This window comes from Kitasatospora sp. NPDC058162 (genome assembly GCF_042884005.1).
GTDB lineage: Bacteria > Actinomycetota > Actinomycetes > Streptomycetales > Streptomycetaceae > Kitasatospora.
Genome location: NZ_JBHVUS010000019.1, coordinates 72,912 through 92,192 on the forward strand (window position 1 = coordinate 72,912; position 19,281 = coordinate 92,192).

The window sequence follows — 19,281 nt, forward strand, 5'->3', positions numbered from 1 at the left end:
CGCCGCGCGCAGCACAGTATGCTCCCGGCCGGCGGGCACGGTAAGGCGTGTGCAGGGGGATCTTGACGCAGCGTTGACGACGCCGCTCGATCCGGGCACCGGGGCCGCGCCGTCGCTGCCGCTTCACGGCAACGGCGGCGGCGACGTCGGCGGCTGTGGCGCGGCCCCGGGCTTGGTTCAGGGCTCGACTCAGGGCTCGGTTCAGGCGCGGAAGGCGTCCGCGTGCTCGGCGGCGAACTCGGCGAAGGAGCGCGGCGGACGGCCGGTCAGCTTCTCGACGTCCGGGCTGACGGCCGAGGCCGTCCCGGCCGCGTACAGCCCGTACAGCTCCACCATGCCCTCGGCCCGCCACGGCTCCCAACCCATGCCGAGCAGGCCGTCCAGGGCGACCTCCGGGGTGAGCGCGGTGTACGAGACCGGGTGGCCCGCGACGGCGGCCAGCTGTTCGGCCAGCTCGCCGTGGGTGAGCGCGGCCGGGCCGGTCAGGGTGTAGACCGCGCCCTCGTGCCCCTCCGTCGCCAGCACCTCGACGGCGGCGGCCGCGACGTCCCGGGCGTCCACGTACGACACCGCGCCCTCGCCGCCCGGCACGGCCAGGTGGCCGGCCTTGACGGTCGGGGCGGTGCCGAGGAAGTTCTGGTGGAAGCCGTTCGGGCCGAGAACGGTCCACGGCAGGCCGGAGGCCTTGAGGTGGTCCAGGCCCGCCACGTGCGAGCCGACGAAGCGCACCCCCTCCGGCCGGTACTCGATACCGGCGGCCGCGTGCAGCACGATCCGCGGGCGGCGGCCGGTGCGGACGGCGGCGTCGATCACGTTCCGCTCGTGCTGGGCCATCTCCGGGTGCACGGCGACCAGCAGGTAGACGGTGTCGGCGCCGTCCAGCGCGGCGTCCAGCGAGGCCGGGTCGGTGAAGTCGGCAGCGACCCGCTCGACCCCCGCGTCCCACTCGGCCGGGCCCGCGGACCCGGCGCGCACCAGCGCCCGCACCTCCAGGCCGCGCTCGCGCAGCCCGACGACGATCTTCGAGCCGACCGTACCGGTGGCACCCGTCACGACGATCACGGATGTGTCTCCTTGCTTCCCCGTTGTTCCCCGTTGCCGACGCGGACTTGATTCCACGTCAGGGGGGATGATCGCAGGCGGGGGAGGGGGGATCAAGGTCGGGGTTCCCGTCGCCGGGTGCGGGAGGGGCCGACACGCACGGGGCCCCGCCGTTCCTCGACTCGGAGTGGGCCGGACGCTTGGATGGATCCGGCCTGGTCACCGCCCGGACACCGGTCCGGGCACCCCCCTTGGCGAGCCGAGGAGCCACCACCGTGAACGACACCCCCGATCCCGACCCCACCGCCGTGGCCGACCGGATCGCCGAACGCCGCGAGCAACTCGGCCTCACCGAGGACGCGCTGGCCCACCGGGCCGCGATGGCCCCCCAGTACCTGCGCCACCTGCTCGTGGCCGGCCCCGCCTTCGACCCCGGCGGCTTCGTCCGGATCGCCGCCGCCCTCGGCACCAGCCGGGAGGAACTCCTGGAGGGCCGCGCGGACGCCCCGCCCGGCCGCGGCGCACCCGGCCCGCGACCCCGGCTGCTCGACCTCACCGACGCCGAGTGCTGGGAACTGGTCGGCACCCACGGGATCGGCCGGATCGCCCTGCCGGTGCGCCCCGGCCCGGCGGTCTACCCCGTCAACTACGTGGTCGACCACGCCACCTTCGCCTACCGCACCAGCGAACACGCCGCCACCGCCCCGGAACCGGGGGCCGAGGTGTCCTTCCAGGTCGACCGCATCGACGAGTACCTGGGACGCGGCTGGAGCGTGCTCGCCCTCGGCTCGGTGGCCTACGTGGACGACCCGGAGGAGCTGCACCGCCTCGACGGCCTCCCCGGCGCGGCCCCGTGGGCAGGCGGCGACCGGCCCCGCTGGGTCCGGATCCGCCCGGCCGAGATCAGCGGTCGCCGCCTGGTCACCGGGTGACGGTGCCCGCTGGCTGGTCACCGGTCGACGGCCGAGGCCCGGACGGCCGTACGGCCAGCAGGTGGCGGCCCAGCGCGAGCGCGGCCAGCGCGGCGAGCAGCGCGCACACGCCCCACCAGCCGGCCCGGTCCCAGACCCGCACGCCGAGCCAGGAGCCCGCGCTGCCGCCCAGGTAGGCGCAGGTCATGTACGCGGTCTTGAGTCGGCCCGCCGCCTCCGGCCGTACCGCGTACACCCGGGCCTGACTGGCCACCATGCCGCACTGCATCGCCACGTCCAATAGCAGCGTGCCGAGTACCAGCGCGGCCAGCCCCAGCGGTCCGCCGCCGGCCCCCGGGAGCAGCACGAGGGCCGCGGCGAGGACCCCGAGCAGGCAGGCCAGGTTCACCGGGTCCGGCCCGTGCCGGTCCACCAGGCGGCCCGCGTACGGCGTGCAGAGGACCGTCGCCGCGCCGACCAGCGCGAGCAGGCCCACCGCCGGGGCGCCCAGCCGGTACGCCGGGCCGGTCAGCAACAGCGCCAGGCAGGTCCAGACGGCGGAGAACCCGGCGAAGACGGTCGCCTGGTACAGGCTGGAGCGGCGCAGCTCGGGCTCGCGGCGCAGCAGCAGCAACGGTCCGAGCAACAGGGCCGGGTACGGCTGCCGGGAGCTCGGCGTGGTGGTCGGGACGGCTTTCGCCAGGACCGCGGCGAGCAGCAGGGCGGCGGCCGCGGCGGCCAGGTACGGGGCCTGCCAGCCCAGCCAGGCGCCGAGGGCGCCGCCGAAGGTGCGGGCCAGCAGCATCCCGGCGGTCGAACCGCTCAACAGGATGCCGATCACCGCCCCTTGACGGTCCGGGGCGGTCAGTCCGGCCGCCAGCGGGCCGACCACCTGCGCGGCGATGGTGGTCAGGCCGACCGCCGCGCTCGCCGCGACGAGCGCGGGCAGCGCCGGGGCGCAGCCGGCGGCGAGCAGGGCGAGCCCGCTGACGCCCAGCAGGGCGACCAGCAGCGGGCGGTTGGGCAGCCGGTCGGCGAGCGGCACCAGCAGGACGATGCCGGCGGTGTAGCCGAGCTGGGTTGCGGTGACCACGGTGGTGGCCGCGTCCGGTGACACGTGCAGGCCGGTGGCGATCAGTGGGCCGAGGGCCTGCGGGAAGTAGAGATTGCCGACCGCGACGGCGCAGGTGACGGTGAGCAGGGGGACGATCGGGCGGGTCATGGGGCGGGTCATCGGACTGAAGCCGTAGCTGGGTGGGAGGCCATGGAGGCAGTGCACGGCATCGCCCGGGCCGTGCCAACGGATGTAGCGTGGGGCTTAATGATCAGCTTCGAGCTCGACGTCGAGGACCTCGCCGACACCCGCTTCGCGCTCTCCCCGCTGCACGAGACGGTGCTCAGCCTCCGGGTGCTCCAGGACCCGGGGCTGTCCGCGCTGCACCTGCCCTGGCGGCGCTCGGTGCTCGGCCGGCTCGGCGCTCTGGACACCGGACTGCTGATGTCGCTGGTGGCCCGCAGACGCACCCTGCCGGATGTCCTCACCCCGGCGGCCGGTGGCTTCGCGCCCGGCTTCGAGGAGGAACTCGCCCTCGTCCGGCGGGCGCCGGCGGCGGAGCTGCGGCACGACCTGCAGCTCGCCCACGCGCCCGACGCGCTGCCGGAGGCGCTGCGCGACGCGCTCGCCGAGGACGACGCGACAGTCCTTCGGCTGCGTGACGCGATCTGCGAACTGCTGCGCGGCTACTGGGAGTCGGCGATCGAGCCGCTCTGGCCGCGGATGCGGCTGGTGCTGGAGGCGGACATGACCTACCGCGCCCGCCAACTCGCCCTCGGCGGCGCTCGGTTGCTCTTCGCCGACATGCACCCCGACCTGCGCTGGGAGAGCGGTGTGCTGCACGTCGACCGGATGATCGGCCACCACCGGGTCGCGCCGTCCGGCCGGGGCCTGCTGCTCCTGCCGTCCGTCTTCGCCCACAAGCCCGCGCCGCCGGTCAGCCCGGACGTGCCACCGCGCCTGGTCTACCCCAGCCGCGGCGTGGCCACCCTCTGGGACACCCCGCCGGCCCCCGACCCGACCGCCCTCACCACCCTGCTGGGCGCCCCGCGCGCCCGGCTGCTCGTCCTGCTGGAGGAACCCCTGCCCACCGTCGAGCTGGCCCGGCGGCTGCGCGTCACCCCGAGCGCCGTCTCCCAGCAGCTGCGGGTGCTGCACGCCACCGGCCTGGTCGCCCGGGCCCGCGACGGCCGGCAAGTCCTGTACCGGCGCAGCGCGTTGGGGGACCAGCTGGTGGCGGGTGGCGGCTGACCGGTCGGGCAAACCCCTTCGGGCATACTCCTCGGATGGACGGAACCGCGAGGGACACCTGGACCAACACCACCCACGACTGGGCGGCCGCCGTGGACGCCGGGCACCTCGAGGAGGTCCGGGCGGGTGCGGGCGGGTTCGCCCCGGGTGGGGTGGCGCATCTCGTGCTGGAGGTGCTCGCCTACCCGGCCGACGAGGCGGAGGCGCGCGGCGCGGGCCGATGCGTCGTCACCCTGCACGCCGACGGCTCGGTCTCGGTCCGCGACGACGGGCGGGGCACCGACACCCGGGTCGACGAGTACGGCGAGGTGGTCAAGAAGCCCGTCATGGCGACCAAGGACCTGCGCTTCTTCGACGACCCCGGGGCGGAGGCGCTCCCGGACGGCCACCCGCGCCGGGGCATGTCCGTAGTCGCGGCGCTCAGCACCCGGCTGCTGCACACCAACCGCCGGCGGGGCGGCGCCTGGACCCAGCGCTACGAACACGGCCTCCCGGTCACCGGCCTCGACCCGGTCGAGCCGGACGGCACCACCGGCACCTGCGTGACCTTCCACCCGGACACCTCGTTGCTCCCGATGAGCTCCTTGGACGCCGACCGGCTGACCCGGTGGGCGGCGCACTGGCCCGCCCTGGACGTCCGGGTGCTGGACGAGCGGGTGCCGGGCGAGCGGATCGGGTCCGCCGGGCGGGACGGCGGGTAGCGGGCGGCGAGGAGCGGGTGCGGATGGGCGTGACACTGGGCGTGGTGGTCCTGACGATGGGGGACCGCCCCCGGGAACTGCGCGCACTGCTGGACTCGGTGGCCGCCCAGGAGGGCGACCGCGCCACCGTCGTGGTGCTCGGCCAGGGCGCCCCGCTGCCCGGACTCCCGCCCGGGGTGCACGCGGTGGAACTCCCCGAGAACCTCGGCATCCCCGGCGGCCGCAACGCCGGCGCGGAGTGGCTGCGCCGGCTCGGCGGCATCGACGTCCTGGTCAACCTGGACGACGACGGCCTGCTGCCCCGCACCGACACCTTCCGGCGTCTGCGGGAGGCCTTCGAGCAGGACCCGTGCCTGGGCGTGGTCGGCTTCCGGATCGCCGACGAGACCGGGCACACCCAGCGCCGGCACGTCCCGCGCCCAGGGGCCGCCGACCCGCTGCGCTCCGGCGAGACCACCGGCTTCCTGGGCGGCGGCCACGCGATCCGGGCGGACGTCTTCGCCGAGCTCGGCGGGTTCTGCGCGCCGTTCTTCTACGCCCACGAGGAGACCGACTTCGCCTGGCGGGTCCTGGACGCGGGCTGGAGCGTCCACTACCGCGCCGACCTGCTGCTCCAGCATCCGCGCACCGACCCGGCCCGGCACGCCGGCTACTACCGCCGGACGGCCCGCAACCGGGTCTGGCTGGCCAAGCGGCACCTGCCCGCCGTCCTGGTGCCGCTCTACCTGGCCTCCTGGACGCTCCTCACCCTGAGCCGACGCCCGCCCGGGGCCGGGCTGCGGGCCTGGGGTGCCGGCTTCCTGGAGGGCGTCCGCACCCCGTGCCCGCCCCGCCGCCCGATCCGCTGGAGCACGGTGTGGCGGATGACCCGGCTGGGCCGGCCCCCGGTGTTCTGAGCGTGGCTGACCGTGTCCTGTCAGTGTTCCGAGGCCGGGAGGCCGCCTTGTAGCGGGCCGTACCTGCGGCTACGCTCACCGCCATGAAGCAGTTGAACGTCCGACTGGACGACGCCGTGCACGAGGCCCTGGAGCAGCGCGCGGAGGCCGCCGGGATGAGCCTGCCGGACTACGCGCGCAAGGTGCTGGCCGAGGAGGCGGACGAGCGGCGCGAGCGGTTCCTGACCGCCGCCGCCCACTTCGCGCAGGCCTGGGGGCCCGCGTTCGAGGAGGAGTTCGGGCCGTACCCGCGCAGCACCCGCGACGCCACGGCGGACGCGGCGTGATCCTGCGGATCGACCGGGTCTGGCTGCTCGACATCGCCCACCAGTTCCTGCCCAGCGACCCGGACATCACCGACTACGGCACGCTGGCCGCCGCCGTGGCCCGGCACGCCGACGAGGTGATGGACGTGCCCGTCTACGGCGCCGTGCACCAGCGCGCGGCCGCACTCATGCACCAGCTGATCCGGGTCCCGGCGCTGGAGTCCGCCAACGAGCACTTCGCCGCCGTGGTCGCCGCCTCCTATCTGAGCGCCTCCGGCGTCATCGTCACCGCCGAACCCAAGCAGGCCGTCGACCTGGCCGCCCGGATCCGCGCGGGGAGTGCCGACGTCCGGGAGACCGCGACCGCGATCCGCACCTGGTACCGCTGAGGGCGGGCCGTTGCCCGGGCGTGCGGGGGCGGCACTGACGTACGGTCACCGGTTGTCGCGTACCCGCTGGCCGCGCTGCGCCAGGTACGCCTTCGCCTCGTCGGAGGCCTTGGCGTACGAGCCCGAGTCGAAGGGCGGCTGGGGGTCGTACTCGATGGCGAGCTGGAAGGCCTCGGCGGCGACCCGACCGGCGATCAGTTCGGCGAGCCGCAGGGCCATGTCGATGCCCGAGGAGACGCCGGCGGCGGTGATGACGCCGCCGGGCTGCTCCACGACGCGCTGCGGCGTGTAGCGGGCGCCGTAGGACTCCAGGGCCTCGACGGCGCTCCAGTGGGTGGTGGCCTCCAGACCGTCGAGCAGGCCCGCGGCGCCGAGCAGCAGGGAGCCGGTGCACACCGAGGTGGTCCAGGAACTGGTCGCGTCGATCCGGCGGATCCAGTCCAGCAACGGCCCGTCGGTGACGCCCCGGCGGGCACCCGGCCCGCCGGGGACCAGCAGGACGTCGGCCGCCGTGACGTCCGTGAAGGCGGCCGTGGCGCGGAGGCCCAGCGAGCCCTCGCCGTCGGTGTAGGTGCCCGCAGCGGCGGCGGCGAACACCACCTCGGCCTCCGGCAGCATCCGGAGGACCTCGTACGGGCCGACGGCGTCGAGGGCGGTGAAACCGTCGAAGAGCGGGATGGCGATGCGCATGGGGGTTCTGGCCTTTCGGGTGTGGTGGGTGGGGTGGTGCGGATCGGGCGGGGTGGTGGCCGTCACCGGGCGGAGAAGCGCCGGCGGTACTCGCCGGGGGTGACGCGCAGGGTGCGCCGGAAACTGCGGTGCAGGGTCTCGACGGTGCCGAAGCCGCAGGAGTGGGCCACCGAGTCGAGGGTCGCCGCGGTGGTCTCCAGCAGCCTCCGGGCGGCCTCGATCCGGACGCTCTCGACGTACGCGCCGGGGGTGCGGCCGGTCTCGGCCCGGAAGACCCGGGTGAAGTTCCGTTCGCTCATGGCGCTCCGGGCGGCCAGGGCGGGGACGGCGAGGTCCTCCCCGGGGTGGTCGGCGATCCAGTCGAGGACCTCCCGCAGTGGTGCCCGCTCAGGCCGTTGGGCGGCCAGCTGGGCGCTGAACTGGGCTTGTCCGCCCGGGCGTTGGACGAACATCACCAGCTGGCGGGCGATCGCGCGGGAGACCTCCGGACCGTGGTCGGCCTCGGTCATGGCGAGCGCGAGGTCCATGCCCGCGGTGATCCCGGCCGAGGTCCACAGCTCGCCGTCGCGGACGAAGATCGGGTCGGGGTCGACCGTGGCGAGCGGGTACCGTTCGGCCAGCTGGGCGCAGCGCGACCAGTGGGTGACCGCGCGCCGCCCGTCCAGCAGTCCGGCCGCTCCCAGGAGGAACGCGCCGCTGCACACCGAGGCGGTACGGCGGGCGCGCCCGGCGGTACGGGCGAACCAGTCGACGAAGCGGCGGTCCTCGCAGGCCCGGTGGACGCCCGTGCCGCCGACGGCGATGAGGGTGTCGACCGGGGCGCCGGCGCCGTCGGTTGCGTTGTGGTCGTCGAGTTCGTCGATCGTCAGGGTCGGGGAGACGGCGATACCGCCGCTGGCGGGCACCGGACCGGGAGCGGCGGCCACGGTGTCGATGGTGATGCCGCCGGTCAGGCGCCCCGCCTGGGTGAAGACCTCGTGGGGCCCGGTCAGGTCGAGGATCTGGAAGCCGGGGAAGACCGCGAAGACGATGCGTGGACTGCTCACCCCTCCAGCCTGGCCGCACGCCCCGATGGCGGCAAGGACACGGAGGTGACGATTTCCGCCATCCGGGGCGGGCGGGTGTGTGTACGGGCGGAGGGAGAGCGCCCGAGGGTGAGCCCGCTCCTCAGCGGGCGAGTTCCAGCGCCCGGTTCAGGTTGTACTCGGCGATGCCCGCCATCGCCGCCCGGTGGGGGAAGTCCCCGTCCAGCAGCCGCAGCGGGCCCGCCGTCAGGGAGAGCCGCTGGGCCAACAGGTAGAGGGCGAACCGGTGTTCGTCCAGTCCGGCGGGCTCCAGCGGCCGATAGTCGTCGTGCAGCCGGATCCGCAGGAAGACGTGCTCCCACTCGACGTCGAAGTACATCGTGCCCTCGATGTCGATCACCACGGGCCGCCCGGCCGGGTCGACCAGCACGTGGTCGGGCCCCAACTCCCCGTGCACCAGGGCGTACTCGGCGCGCGGCCGGACCGCCTCGGCCAGTGCCGACAGCCGATCCGCCAGCCGGTCACGGGCTTCCGCCACCCGGGGGTCGCGCGCCGCCGCCTCGGCGAGGTCCCGCCGGGCCCGGTCCAGGACGACCTGCTCGCAGGAACTCCCGTGCGAGCGGGCGCCCGCGTCGACCACCACGACCTTGCCGTAGCCGGGCGCGCGGTGGTCGCGCATCGCCGCCAGCGCCCCGCCGAGCCGCTCCAGCACCGGGGCCGCGGCCCGCCGGTCGCGGGCCAGCAGGGACTCCAGGCTCTCGCCCCGGACGTCCTCGACGATCGCCAGCTCGGCCGGGCCGCGGGCCCCGCTGCGGTCGACCAGCCGGATCGCCGGGACGCGGACGCCGAGCCCGTCCAGCCGTGCGTGCGCGGCCTCGAACACGTCGAGCCCGAGGCCGGGGGAGAACGGGTCGGCGAGGTCGTCGTCGCCCTCGGCCGCCGGCCAGTAGTTCTCGGCGGCGCACCAGCGGTAGGCGATCGCCGTCGTGGCGTCGTCCATCACCAGGCGGTACACGCCCTTCTTGCTGCCGCCTGCCAGCCGCTGTACGGCCGTCAGTCGTCGCCCACCACCCAGGGCGGCCTGCGCCGCAGCCGCCAACTCCGCCTGCACCGCTGCCGTTTCGGCTGCCATCTGCGCGCCTCGCCTCCCCGTTGCCCGTCACCGCGACCCGTCACTGTGACCTGTCACCGTGACGTGGGCACCCTATCCGGGCTCCGCCGTACCTGATGAGGTATGAGAGTTGACTCTCACGCATTGTGAGAGAACACTCTCAGGTCATGGAGAACGGGAATCGCCTGGGCGATATCGAGATCACCGACCCGAAGGCCATGCGAGCGCTGGCGCATCCGGTGCGCCTGGCGATCCTGGAACGGCTGACCCGGGACGGGCCGGCGACGGCCACGCAGCTGTCACCGGAGGTCGGGGCCACGCCGTCGGTGACCAGCTGGCACCTCCGGCACCTGGCGGGCTACGGGCTGGTCCGGGACGCCGAGGTCGGGGCCGGGGTCGGGACCGGGGCGGATCGTCAGGACCGTCGGGAGCGGCGGTGGGAGGCGGTGGCGCGGGGGTTCCGGTTCGGTGCGCCGGAGGACGAGGCGGGGCGGGCGGCCGCGCGGGTGCTCTCCCGGGAGCTGTTCGCCCGCGCCGCCGACCTGCCGCAGCGGTGGGTGGCCGAGACCGAGCCCGGGCTCGCCCCGGAGTGGCGCGAGGCCGCCGGGCTGGCGAACGCCCGCATCGTGGTGTCCCCCGAGGAGCTCGCCGCCATCGAGGACGCGATCGAGGGCGTACTGGCGCCCTATGTGACGCGCGACCCGGCGCAGCGGCCGGGCGGCAGCCGGGGCGTCCGGCTGCTGCGCTACGTCCTGCCCGAGGCTGGCACGGACGGGGCTGCTGCGGACGGGGCCGCGACGGACGGGGTGGGTGAGACGGCGTGAACTCCCCTCAGGAAAAGGTTGGTTCGGCATCGCTGTGGCGGGACCGGCGCTTCGTCCGGTTCTGGGCCGGGCAGTCGGTGTCGCAGTTCGGCGACCGGATCTCCGAACTCGCGTTACCCCTGATCGCCGTGGCGGCGCTGAACGCCTCGGCCGGCCAGGTCGCCTGGCTGACCGCGCTCGCCTGGGCCCCGAACCTCCTCGCCGTCGTGGTGGGCGCCTGGGTCGACCAGCACGTCGGCAGGCGTCGGCTGATGATCCTCTCCGACCTGGTCCGCGCGGGCGTGCTGCTCACGCTGCCCGTCGCCCACCTGTTCGGCAGCGTGACGTTCCTCCAGCTGTACGCGGTGGCGCTGCTGACCGGTGCTGCGGCGGTGCTGTTCAACACCGCGTACCCGCCCTTCTTCGCCCACCTGGTGCCGCGCTCGTCCTACGTCGACGCGAACAGCAAGCTCAGCGCCAGCCGGTCCGCCTCGTTCGTCCTCGGCCCCGCGGTGGGCGGTGCCCTCGTCCAACTCCTCACCGCGCCCGTCGCGGTGATCGCCGACGCGCTGTCCTTCCTGGCCTCGGCCGTGCTGCTGCGTCCGATCCGGGTAGAGGAACCGGCGGCCGGCGCCGACGGACCGGCCGGACCGCCGCTGCTGAGACGGGTCAGGGAAGGGCTGGCCTTCGTCGTCCGCCACCCGGTGCTGGGGGCCGGCCTCGGCTGTGCGACGACCCTCAACTTCTTCACCTTCGCGGCGGGCACCAACCTGATCGTGCTGTTCGCCGTCCGGGAGCTCGGACTCTCGGCGGGGATCGTCGGACTGGCGTTCGGCATCGGATCGACCGGAGCCCTGGTGGGGGCGGTGATCGCGCCGAAGGTCTCGCGTCGGATCGGGGTCGGCCGCAGCATCGCGGTGGGCGCCGTCCTGTTCCCGGCCCCCATCGCCCTCGTGGCCGCCGCGAGCGGCCCCGGCTGGGCCGGTGCGGCCGTCCTGGGCGCCGCCGAGTTCCTCTCCGGTGTCGGGGTGATGCTCTTCGACGTCAACCTCAACTCGCTGCAGGCCGCCGTCATACCGGACGGCATGCGCAGCCGGGTGGCCGGCACCTACGGCACGGTGAACTACGGGATGCGGCCGATCGGCGCCCTCGTCGGGGGCGGGCTCGCCACGGTCATCGGGCTCAGGGCCACGCTGATCACGGCCGCCGTCGGCGGGGCGCTGTCGCTGCTGTGGCTGCTGCCCTCGCCGGTGCTGCGGATCCGGTCCCTTGCGTCAGTTTCGGCACCGGCTCAGGCACCGGCTCAGGCACCGGCCCCGGCTCCGGCTCCGGCTCCGGTTCAGGCTGGGACTCCGGACGATCCGGCTCCGGCGGAGCTCCAAGTGCCGTGACCTCAAGCGTGGGTGAGGCTCAAAGGCCCGGCGAGCGCGGCTGCTTCGTCGAGCAGGAGAGCGGCGACCGCCTGCGGGGCCTCGCGCATGACGTTGTGGCCGGTCGGCAGCTCGTGGACGGTCCATCCCGGGTCGGCGAGCAGCCGGGTGCGCTGGTCGGCGAACGGGGTGCGGTCCTCCCAGCCCGAGCAGTAGACGAACTCGCGGCGGGGGACGTCGGCATGGGCGCCCGTCAGGCGGACGGTCTGTAGGAAGGCCGCGAGCGGGTGGGGGCGGCGGCGCGGGTCGCCGTCCGGCCGCCACGGGGGTCGGACGGCGTAGCCGGTGGTCGCGGCGCCGGCGACGAACGACTGCCGGTAGCCCTCGTTCATGAGGGACCAGCAGGACTCGCCGTCGCGCGGCACGCAGGCGTCCAGGTACACCAGGCGGGAGATCCGGCCGCCGGCGCGGTCGGCGGCGGCGGTGATCACCATCCCGCCGTAGCTGTGGCCGACCAGGGTCACGTCGTCGAGGTCGGCGCGCTCGAACAGGCGCAGCACGTCCTCGGCGTGGGTGTCGAGGTTGGCCGCGGCGATCGTGGCGGGGTCGTCGTGGGGGTCCAGGCCGGTCAGGGTCAGCGCGTGGACGGTGTGGCCGGCCCGCTCCAGCAGCGGGGCCACCGCCTCGAACGCCCAGGAGCCGTGCCAACCGCCGGGTACGAGAACGAACGTCGCCATGGGATTCCCTTTTCCTGCTCGGCCGTGGCACCGGGGGCCACCGCTCATGACGGAAAGTCTCGTCGGCGCGGGTCATGGCGTGCTACCGATAGGATGCCAAGTGATGCCTGTACCTCGCCAAGCCCGCCCCGATGCCGGCGCCACGTCGCTGACCTGGCCCTCCGGCGGGCGTCACCTGTGGCCGTCGGGCGGCAGCAGCGGCGAGTCGGTGCACGAGCGGGGCCACCTGGTGTACGCGGCCAGCGGGGTCCTGGTGCTGCACACCGAGGGCGGGACCTCGATCGTGCCGGCCAACCGGGTCGCCTGGACGCCGGCCGGGTTCACGCACCGTCACCGTGCCCACGGGGACACGGACATGCGGATCGTCTTCCTGCCGCCGTCCCTGGCCCGGCTGGTGCCGGGGCGTCCAGCGGTGTTCTGCGTCTCCGGCCTGGCGCGGGAGGTCCTGCTCGTCCTGACCGGCCCTCGCGGCGACGGCACGGGCGGCGACGGCACGGGCGGCGGGGGCAGGGGTGGGTTGTCGGCTCCCGGGTACAGCCGCGCTGCCCGTGAGCGGCTGCTGCGGGTGCTGGTCGAGGAACTGCGCGAGGCCGACGAGCAGCCGTTGCACCTGCCGCACCCGCGCGACGACCGGCTGCGGGCGGTCGAGCGGATCCTGACCCGGACCCCGGCCGACACCAGCACGCTGGCCACGCTCGGCCGGCAGGTCGGGGCCGGTGCCCGCACCCTGAGCCGGCTGTTGCGCGAGGAACTCGGCATGACGTTCTACGAATGGCGCACGCAGCTGCGGGTGCACCACGCGCTGGTGCTGCTGGCCGAGGGCCACGACACCACCCACACCGCCCACGCCTGCGGCTGGGCCAACCCCAGCGGCTTCATCGCGGCGTTCACCGACCTCGTCGGCACGACCCCGGGCCGCTACCGGGCCGGCGGGTGAGGCGGCCCGGGACCGGGGCCGGGGTCAGCGCTGGGTGCGCCGCACCCAGTAGCGCCAGCCGGCCTCGATCTGGCTGGGCGGCCAGACGGTCGCGTCCTTCTCCAGGCTCTCCTCGCGGTCCGTCCAGTGGCGTGGCCCGCCCGCCGCGCGGGCCTTCAGCTGGAGGCCGCAGGCCCGTTCCAGCAGGACGGCGTACATCACGGCGTGGGCGATGTCCCGGCCGACCGTCAGCAGGCCGTGCTGCGGCATCAGGCAGGCCCGGGCCGCGCCGAGGTCGGAGGCCAGGGCCCGGCCCAGCTCCCCGCTGCGGACCAGGCCGGCGGTCGCGCCGAAGCTCGGCAGGCCGTGCTCGGTGAAGACCACCGCGTCGTGGCTCAGCGGGCGCAGCGGCTCGCCGAGGGAGGAGAAGGCGTTCACGGTGCCCGAGTGGGTGTGCAGCGAGACGTGGACGTCCGGGCGGGCCCGGATCACCTCGGTGTGGATCGGGTACTCCAGGTGCACCCGTCCGCCGCCGTCGAGCTCCTCGCCGCCCGCGAGCCGCTCACCGTCCCAGGAGACCAGCAGGACGCGGCCGGGGCCGATCTCCTCCAGGCCCCAGCCCGAGGCCTTCATCCACACCCCGCGCCCTTCCGGATCACGGACCGCCAGGTGCCCCCACACCATGTCCCCGTGCCCCGCCTCGGCGAGCACCCGACTGCCCAGCGCGGCCAGGGCGGCCGCCTCCTCACCGGTACGGGGGTTCTCCATGGCTGCTCCCAGGTCGCGCGGGTCCGTTGTGGTACGAACCTACGGGAGAGCGGTAGTTGACGGACAGTCGGGGTGGAGTTGTCAGCGGCAGGGCGGGTCGTACGGGGTGCCGGGGAAGTACTGCTTCCACTGGTCGTCGGTGATGGTGGCGCCCACGGAGTCGCAGAGACGGCGGGTGAGGCGGTCGATGTCGGGGTCGATGAGGACGACCTGGCTCGGGTCGTCGCTCCCGCCGGACTCGCTGACCAGCACGCTGTTCCCGTCGGGGCTGAAGCCCGTGGCGTAGGTGCTGTGAGGGAGCGCCAGCATGCCGAGCTCGACCGGCCGACGGGGGTCGGCCACCCGCCACAGGTGGATCTGGGCGATATCCGGGTCGGAGGACAGGGAGGTCCTGACGTGGCTCAGGAGCGTCCGGTTGTCGGGGCTGAACTCGAGGCCGTACTGCCGTTCGGCGGCGAGGGAGGAGACCGGCGCCGGGTGGTGGATGTCGGTGACGTCCCACAGGTCGATGGTCTTGTCGGTGGCCACCGCGAGAGTGCGTCGGTCGTGGCTGAGGGCGAAGGCGTTGACGACGCTCGGGGGGAGTGCACCGTGGTCGGGGTGCCGGGGGTCGCTGATGTCCCACAGCTGGATGGTTTTCGGGTTCGATTCCTTGAGCTTGGCCACGGCGACTGCGAGCAGACTCGACGCGCCGTCCTCCGAGGCGATGTTGTCGCTGAGGTCGATCGGTGGAAGGGCGGCAGAATGCCGGGGGTCGCTGAGGCTCCAGATGCTCATCCGGTGCGCCTCGACCCGGTCCAGGGAGAGCAGCGTCCGATTGGTGAGGTAGAGCCTGCCGGGCGGTTTCGGGGACTCGAAGGACGAGAGCTCCTTCGGGGCGTGCGCGTCGCCGACGTCCCAGATGTGGGTCCGGCCGTCCCGGCCGTTGGTGACGACCAGCCCGTCGTTTCCGATGGCCAGGTTGGTGGTGAACGTGGCGAGGTCCCCGGCGTGCTCCACGTACTCCGCGAGCTCGTTGAGCGTGCCGCCCTGCCGGGGGTGGTCCGGATCGGCGACGTCCCAGAGCTGGGGGAGGCCGACATCGCTGTACGCGATCAGGGTGCGGGCGTCGACCGCGCGGACGATGCCTCCGTGGAGGACCGGGAACGTCCCGGCCGGGCGCGCGTCGTAGGGGCCGGTGGTGCGCCACAGCCGGTACTGCCGATCCTCCGGGACGGGCCCTCGGGACGGCGGGGAGAGGCCCCAGGCGAGGGTGTGGCTGTCCTCGGTGAACGCTCCGTCGGCACCCGTGTAGCCCAGGACGACGGACGGCGCCGGATGCCAGCTGCGGATCACCGGCTCCGCTCCCGCATCGAGCAGGGTCTGCGCGTTGTCGGCGACCACGACCGAGTAGACGGCCCCGGGGGTGGGGTAGCGAACGGTGCGGACCGCCTTGTGCGGATCGCCGATGTCCACGGCCTCGACGTGACTGCTCTGGGCGTCGGTGTCGGCCGAGGCGCCGAGGGCCAGGGTTCGGCCGTCCGGCGAGAAGCCGAGGGCTGCCACGATCTGGATCGAGTCGATCACCACCGGCTCCGGGTCGTTGTAGCCCTGCTCGGTGACCGGGGTCGGTTTGGTCGGATCACCGGTGTCCCAGAGCCCCACGCCCCGGCCGTTCGTGCCGATCGCCAGGAGGGGCCTGCGGGGGCTGAAGGCCACGGAGAGCGCGTGGGTGTCGGTGAGGGTGGCGGCGAGCGCCGGTTTGGCCGGGTCCGCGACGTTCCACAGTTGGACGGACGTGGAGTCCTCGGACTCATAGTGCGCGAGGGCGAGCAGGCGTCCGTCGGAGCTGAACGCGCCGGACTGGATCGGGACGATGGCGGCGGGAAGCGCAGCGACCCGAACCGGGCGGCGGGGGTCGGTGAGGTCCCAGAGCACGGACCCGCTCTGGCCGAGCACGGCCAGCCGGTGCCCGTCCGGACTGAGGGCGAGGGCGCCGGAGGTGTCGGGCAGGGTGGCGACGGCCTCCAGGTGGGCGGGATCGGTCACATTCCACAGCCGTACCGAGGTCTCGGTGTCCTGGGTCGCGAGCAGCCGGCCGTCCTGGTCGAGTGCCAGAGTCGCACCGGCGCTCGCGGTGCTGGACACGAGGCGCCCTCGGAGCGGGTCCGAGAGGTCCCAGAGCCGGACGGTGTGATCGGTGCTCGCGCCGGCCAGCAGGTGCCGCTCGGGGCGGTAGGCCAGCTGTTTGACCGGGCCGGTGTGCTCGTCGACCGGCGTGTAGTACGGCGTCAGCGCCGAGTCGAGGAGGCTGCCGCGCGCCTCCGGAGTGTCCGCGACCTGCCGCGCCGCCAGCGCGATCTTGAGTGCCAGGGTCGGATCGGTCGGCCGTACGCGTGTGACAGCCTGGGCGCCCACCTTGGAGGCCAGGAAGTCCCGCTGCTCATTGGCGACCCGTTTCTGCCAGGCCGCCGCGCCGACCCCGGCGACCGCTACCAGCAGCAGCACGGCCAGGACGCCGGACAGGGCCCGCAGCCGGGTGGTGCGCCGCCGTTCGGCGCGCCGCTCGGCGGCCTGGCGGGCCTGGCCGGCGGCGATGAAGGCGCGGGCCGTCGGGGTGGTGCCGTGCCGCTGTGCGGACTCCTCGATCCACTGGACGGCCGTGGCCAGCCGGACGCCCCGGTAGAGCGCCCCTTCGTCGCGGCCGTCGCGCTCCCAGGCGTCGGCCGCGTCGTGCAGGCGCTGGCGGACCAGCAGGCCGGCCCGATCGTGCTCGATCCAGTCCCGCAGCTGCTGCCAGGCGCGCAGCACCGCCTCGTGGGCGAGTTCGGCGTGGTCGTCGCCGAGGACGACCAGCCGCGCCGCGACGAGCGCGTCGAGCGCCGTTTGTACGGCCGGGTCCGCGTCGCGGCCCAGCTCGTCAAGCGGGACCCGGCGGCGAGTGTCCTCGGCGCCGTCGACCACGTGCACCATCCGCAGCAGGATCTGCCGGGCGGCCCGCTGCGCCTCGGCGTCCAGCCCGTCGTAGGTGGCCTGCGCGGTCTGGGCGACGGCGCCCCAGATGCCGCCGGAGGCCTGGTAGCCCGCCATGGTGAGCAGTCGGCCTGCACGTTTCTGCCAGGTGGCCAGCAGCGCGTACGACAGCAGGGGCAGCGCTGCCCCGGGCCCGTGCTGCCGGTCGCCGCCGGTGCGCAGGTCGCGCAGGAGGAGGTCGACCAGGCCGGGTTCCAGGGCCAGTCCGGCGAGCTGGGCGGGCTTCTCGACGGCGTCGCGTAGTTCCCCGGTCCGCATCGGGCCGACCAGCAGCTGGCCGTCCTGCAGCGCGTCCGCGAGCACCGGGTACGCGGCGCAGTGGCCGTAGAAGTCGGCGCGCAGCCCCAGCAGCACCACCGCGCGGGGGAAGGCGCCCGGCTCCGGGCCCCGGCCGCAGGCGGCGGACAGCGCCGCGATGAAGGCCTCCCGTTCCCGCTCGTCGGTGCAGGCGGTGAACAGCTCCTCGAACTGGTCGACGACCAGGACGGGCCGCGACCCGTCCGCGGGCAGCCGGGCGAGGATCGACTCCGGTGCCGCCATCAGCGCGGCCCGGATGGCTTCGGGATCGCCGTGCTCCGACCCGGCCGGTCCGTTCGGTCCGGGCAGCTCGGCCAGGGCGCGGGCGAGCCGGGCCACCGGTCGCTCGCCCGGGGTGAGCAGCACGCGCGGCCAGCGGCGAGCCCGGAGCGCCTCGGGGAGTCCGTGGTCGAGCGCGGGCAGCAGTCCGGCGCGCAGCAGCGAGGACTTTCCGGCGCCGGACGGGCCGACGACGACGAGCGGCCCGCCCTCGCCGAGCCGCGCGGCGACCCGGGCGACCAGCTTCGCGGTCAGCTCCTCGCGGCCGAAGAAGTACCGGGCGTCCTCCGCGCCGTACGCGGCGAGGCCCCGGTAGGGGCAGGGACCGGGGCGGGGGCGGGGGCCAGGGCCGGAATCAGGCGGCCGGTAGGCCGGGTTGGGCGCCAGGACCAGCTCCCCGGCCCGCCCGTCGGACTGGCGGCGCGGCGCCGGGAAGCCCCGGTCCCGCAGGGTGCGGGACAGGGCCCGGTGGAGGTCGTCCAGGGTCAGCAGCGGCGGTTCCGTCGGGTCGCCCTCGCTCAGCAGCCGCAGCAGCTCGCCGCTGAACGCGGTGTACGGGGCACCGACCGGTGCGAGGGCGAGCTCCTCGGGTGCGGCGGAGGCCAGGACGAACCCGCCGCCAGGGTAGGAGGCCTCGAAGGCGCGGCCCGCGCCGCCGACGGGCGCCGCCCGGCCGGAGAAGCAGCAGTCCAGGACCAGCACGACCGAGCGTGCCTGGGAGCCCGCCAGGGTCTCGCGCAGGGTGGCGTAGCGCAGGCCCTTGTAGGCGAGGCCGCGGGTGAGGTGGTCGGTGACGCGGGTCGCCAGGTATAGCTCGTTGTCGTCGCCGACCAGGCCGTGGCCGACGTAGTACACCAGCAGTACGGAGTCCGCGGACTCGGCGGCGGCGGTGATTTCCTCGCCGAGCACGACCGGGTTCTCCGGGTCGACCACGGTTCGTACGTGCTCCTGGGCGAGGCCGCAGCGGGCGACCAGCTCCTGGGCGAGGGCGCGCACGGTGGCGGCCGCGGCGGGGACGTCGGGCAGGACGGAGCCGGGGACGTGGGTGCCGGTCCCGATGATCAGCGCCCGGGCGCCGGGGAGCCCCAGCGGCAGCCCGGCGGCACTGATCGCCGGATCGCCCACCGCCGGATCGCTCACCGCCGGGTCACTCATCGGCGTCCGATGGCAGGGCGGCCGGGCCGGATGGGTCCGAGGGCAGGGCGGCCGACCCGGGACGGTCGGCGAGCGACTGGCCGACCTCGCGGACAAGGGCCGCGACGCCGTCCGCGTTGAGCCCGTGCACGGCCGTCGCCCGCAGCTCGACCGAGCTGCCGTCCGCGCGGGTCACCTGGACCACCGTCTCGCCGGCCCGGCGCCGGATCCACGCGATCAGTGCGCTGGTCAGGCCGGACACGGCACCGCCGGCGCCGACGGCGACGGTGAGCACGTCGGCGAGGGTGCCCAGCGAGCCGGGCTGCGGCGGGGCGGCCTCCAGCGCGACCCGGCCGCGCAGCTCGTCCTCCGCCCGCAGCCAGGCCAGCAGGGAGGCGGTGGCGCCGCGGTCGGCGTCGGTCACACGGATTCGGAGCGGTTCGTCCACGGTCCCCCCAGGAGCCAACGGTGCACGCTGTGTTGACCTAGCGTCACAACAATGAGCGGTCGCGGTCAAACCCGGTGGTCGGAGGCCCGCACGGGCCGTTCGTGAGCCCCCGTTGCGCCGAACGGGTGAGTGGCGGGCGAGGG

The 19,281-nt window shown here is 74.8% G+C and carries 18 protein-coding genes; 9 read left to right on the forward strand and 9 right to left on the reverse strand.

Annotation, left to right across the window (positions count from 1 at the left end; translation table 11 throughout):
* Positions 1 to 201: 201 nt before the first annotated feature.
* Complete coding sequence (locus tag ACFVXG_RS28560) at positions 202 to 1,062, reverse strand: NAD(P)H-binding protein (protein WP_387931315.1); 861 nt, start codon at positions 1,060 to 1,062, stop codon at positions 202 to 204.
* 254 nt (positions 1,063 to 1,316) lie between these two features.
* Between ACFVXG_RS28560 and ACFVXG_RS28565 the strand changes: the two genes are divergently transcribed.
* Positions 1,317 to 1,973, forward strand: coding sequence for a pyridoxamine 5'-phosphate oxidase family protein (locus ACFVXG_RS28565; protein ID WP_387931316.1), 657 nt, complete (start codon positions 1,317 to 1,319; stop codon positions 1,971 to 1,973).
* On the opposite strand, the gene ACFVXG_RS28570 is transcribed toward ACFVXG_RS28565, so the two are convergent.
* The gene (locus ACFVXG_RS28570; protein ID WP_387931317.1) at positions 1,963 to 3,174 is read right to left on the reverse strand and encodes an MFS transporter; all 1,212 of its coding nucleotides are present in this window, start codon (positions 3,172 to 3,174) and stop codon (positions 1,963 to 1,965) included. The genes ACFVXG_RS28565 and ACFVXG_RS28570 overlap by 11 nt on opposite strands.
* A gap of 99 nt (positions 3,175 to 3,273) precedes the next feature.
* On the opposite strand from ACFVXG_RS28570, the gene ACFVXG_RS28575 reads away from it, so the two are divergent.
* From ACFVXG_RS28575 to ACFVXG_RS28595, 5 genes are all read left to right on the forward strand, one after another.
* Positions 3,274 to 4,257 (forward strand): MarR family transcriptional regulator, encoded by a 984-nt coding sequence (locus ACFVXG_RS28575; protein ID WP_387931318.1) that lies wholly within the window; start codon positions 3,274 to 3,276, stop codon positions 4,255 to 4,257.
* Between the two features lie 35 nt (positions 4,258 to 4,292).
* On the forward strand, positions 4,293 to 4,958 hold the full coding sequence (locus ACFVXG_RS28580) for an ATP-binding protein (protein ID WP_387931319.1): 666 nt from the start codon (positions 4,293 to 4,295) through the stop codon (positions 4,956 to 4,958).
* 23 nt (positions 4,959 to 4,981) lie between these two features.
* A complete protein-coding gene (locus tag ACFVXG_RS28585; RefSeq protein ID WP_387931320.1) occupies positions 4,982 to 5,854 on the forward strand; it encodes a glycosyltransferase family 2 protein in 873 nt (290 codons plus the stop codon).
* A gap of 83 nt (positions 5,855 to 5,937) precedes the next feature.
* Positions 5,938 to 6,180 carry a plasmid mobilization protein gene (locus ACFVXG_RS28590; RefSeq protein WP_350508867.1) on the forward strand — a complete coding sequence of 81 codons (243 nt, stop codon included), beginning with the start codon at positions 5,938 to 5,940 and terminating at the stop codon, positions 6,178 to 6,180.
* Positions 6,177 to 6,548, forward strand: coding sequence for a fic family toxin-antitoxin system, toxin component (locus tag ACFVXG_RS28595; protein WP_387931321.1), 372 nt, complete (start codon positions 6,177 to 6,179; stop codon positions 6,546 to 6,548). Before ACFVXG_RS28590 ends, ACFVXG_RS28595 begins: the two co-directional genes overlap by 4 nt.
* 45 nt (positions 6,549 to 6,593) lie before the next feature.
* Here ACFVXG_RS28595 and ACFVXG_RS28600 read toward each other — a convergent pair whose 3' ends face one another.
* The 3 genes from ACFVXG_RS28600 to ACFVXG_RS28610 all read right to left on the reverse strand — a co-directional run bounded on the left by ACFVXG_RS28600 (position 6,594) and on the right by ACFVXG_RS28610 (position 9,395).
* Complete coding sequence (locus ACFVXG_RS28600) at positions 6,594 to 7,238, reverse strand: DJ-1/PfpI family protein (protein WP_387931322.1); 645 nt, start codon at positions 7,236 to 7,238, stop codon at positions 6,594 to 6,596.
* A gap of 62 nt (positions 7,239 to 7,300) precedes the next feature.
* A complete protein-coding gene (locus tag ACFVXG_RS28605; RefSeq protein ID WP_387931323.1) occupies positions 7,301 to 8,284 on the reverse strand; it encodes a GlxA family transcriptional regulator in 984 nt (327 codons plus the stop codon).
* A gap of 121 nt (positions 8,285 to 8,405) precedes the next feature.
* Positions 8,406 to 9,395, reverse strand: coding sequence for a phosphotransferase family protein (locus ACFVXG_RS28610; protein ID WP_387931324.1), 990 nt, complete (start codon positions 9,393 to 9,395; stop codon positions 8,406 to 8,408).
* 146 nt (positions 9,396 to 9,541) lie between these two features.
* Between ACFVXG_RS28610 and ACFVXG_RS28615 the strand changes: the two genes are divergently transcribed.
* Positions 9,542 to 10,198 (forward strand): ArsR/SmtB family transcription factor, encoded by a 657-nt coding sequence (locus tag ACFVXG_RS28615; protein ID WP_387931325.1) that lies wholly within the window; start codon positions 9,542 to 9,544, stop codon positions 10,196 to 10,198.
* Entirely contained in the window at positions 10,195 to 11,568 is a 1,374-nt protein-coding gene (locus ACFVXG_RS28620) for an MFS transporter (RefSeq protein WP_387931326.1), read from the forward strand. Before ACFVXG_RS28615 ends, ACFVXG_RS28620 begins: the two co-directional genes overlap by 4 nt.
* Positions 11,569 to 11,570: 2 nt before the next feature.
* On the opposite strand, the gene ACFVXG_RS28625 is transcribed toward ACFVXG_RS28620, so the two are convergent.
* Complete coding sequence (locus ACFVXG_RS28625) at positions 11,571 to 12,284, reverse strand: alpha/beta fold hydrolase (RefSeq protein ID WP_387931327.1); 714 nt, start codon at positions 12,282 to 12,284, stop codon at positions 11,571 to 11,573.
* A 103-nt stretch (positions 12,285 to 12,387) separates the two neighbouring features.
* Between ACFVXG_RS28625 and ACFVXG_RS28630 the strand changes: the two genes are divergently transcribed.
* Complete coding sequence (locus ACFVXG_RS28630) at positions 12,388 to 13,221, forward strand: AraC family transcriptional regulator (RefSeq protein WP_387931328.1); 834 nt, start codon at positions 12,388 to 12,390, stop codon at positions 13,219 to 13,221.
* Positions 13,222 to 13,245: 24 nt separating this feature from the next.
* On the opposite strand, the gene ACFVXG_RS28635 is transcribed toward ACFVXG_RS28630, so the two are convergent.
* The 3 genes from ACFVXG_RS28635 to ACFVXG_RS28645 form a co-directional block, all read right to left on the reverse strand.
* Positions 13,246 to 13,968 carry a class II aldolase/adducin family protein gene (locus ACFVXG_RS28635; protein ID WP_387931329.1) on the reverse strand — a complete coding sequence of 241 codons (723 nt, stop codon included), beginning with the start codon at positions 13,966 to 13,968 and terminating at the stop codon, positions 13,246 to 13,248.
* A gap of 81 nt (positions 13,969 to 14,049) precedes the next feature.
* On the reverse strand, positions 14,050 to 18,711 hold the full coding sequence (locus ACFVXG_RS28640) for an AAA family ATPase (protein WP_387931330.1): 4,662 nt from the start codon (positions 18,709 to 18,711) through the stop codon (positions 14,050 to 14,052).
* Complete coding sequence (locus ACFVXG_RS28645) at positions 18,704 to 19,114, reverse strand: hypothetical protein (protein WP_387931331.1); 411 nt, start codon at positions 19,112 to 19,114, stop codon at positions 18,704 to 18,706. Before ACFVXG_RS28645 ends, ACFVXG_RS28640 begins: the two co-directional genes overlap by 8 nt.
* Between the last annotated feature and the right edge of the window lie 167 nt (positions 19,115 to 19,281).

Coding starts and splice junctions, on each gene's coding strand:
- ACFVXG_RS28570 (WP_387931317.1), bottom strand. CDS start 3,174: ATGACCCGCCCGATCGTCCCCCTGCTCACCGTCACCTGCGCCGTCGCG.
- ACFVXG_RS28575 (WP_387931318.1), top strand. CDS start 3,274: ATGATCAGCTTCGAGCTCGACGTCGAGGACCTCGCCGACACCCGCTTC.
- ACFVXG_RS28580 (WP_387931319.1), top strand. CDS start 4,293: ATGGACGGAACCGCGAGGGACACCTGGACCAACACCACCCACGACTGG.
- ACFVXG_RS28585 (WP_387931320.1), top strand. CDS start 4,982: ATGGGCGTGACACTGGGCGTGGTGGTCCTGACGATGGGGGACCGCCCC.
- ACFVXG_RS28590 (WP_350508867.1), top strand. CDS start 5,938: ATGAAGCAGTTGAACGTCCGACTGGACGACGCCGTGCACGAGGCCCTG.
- ACFVXG_RS28600 (WP_387931322.1), bottom strand. CDS start 7,238: ATGCGCATCGCCATCCCGCTCTTCGACGGTTTCACCGCCCTCGACGCC.
- ACFVXG_RS28610 (WP_387931324.1), bottom strand. CDS start 9,395: ATGGCAGCCGAAACGGCAGCGGTGCAGGCGGAGTTGGCGGCTGCGGCG.
- ACFVXG_RS28615 (WP_387931325.1), top strand. CDS start 9,542: ATGGAGAACGGGAATCGCCTGGGCGATATCGAGATCACCGACCCGAAG.
- ACFVXG_RS28625 (WP_387931327.1), bottom strand. CDS start 12,284: ATGGCGACGTTCGTTCTCGTACCCGGCGGTTGGCACGGCTCCTGGGCG.
- ACFVXG_RS28630 (WP_387931328.1), top strand. CDS start 12,388: ATGCCTGTACCTCGCCAAGCCCGCCCCGATGCCGGCGCCACGTCGCTG.
- ACFVXG_RS28635 (WP_387931329.1), bottom strand. CDS start 13,968: ATGGAGAACCCCCGTACCGGTGAGGAGGCGGCCGCCCTGGCCGCGCTG.
- ACFVXG_RS28640 (WP_387931330.1), bottom strand. CDS start 18,711: ATGAGTGACCCGGCGGTGAGCGATCCGGCGGTGGGCGATCCGGCGATC.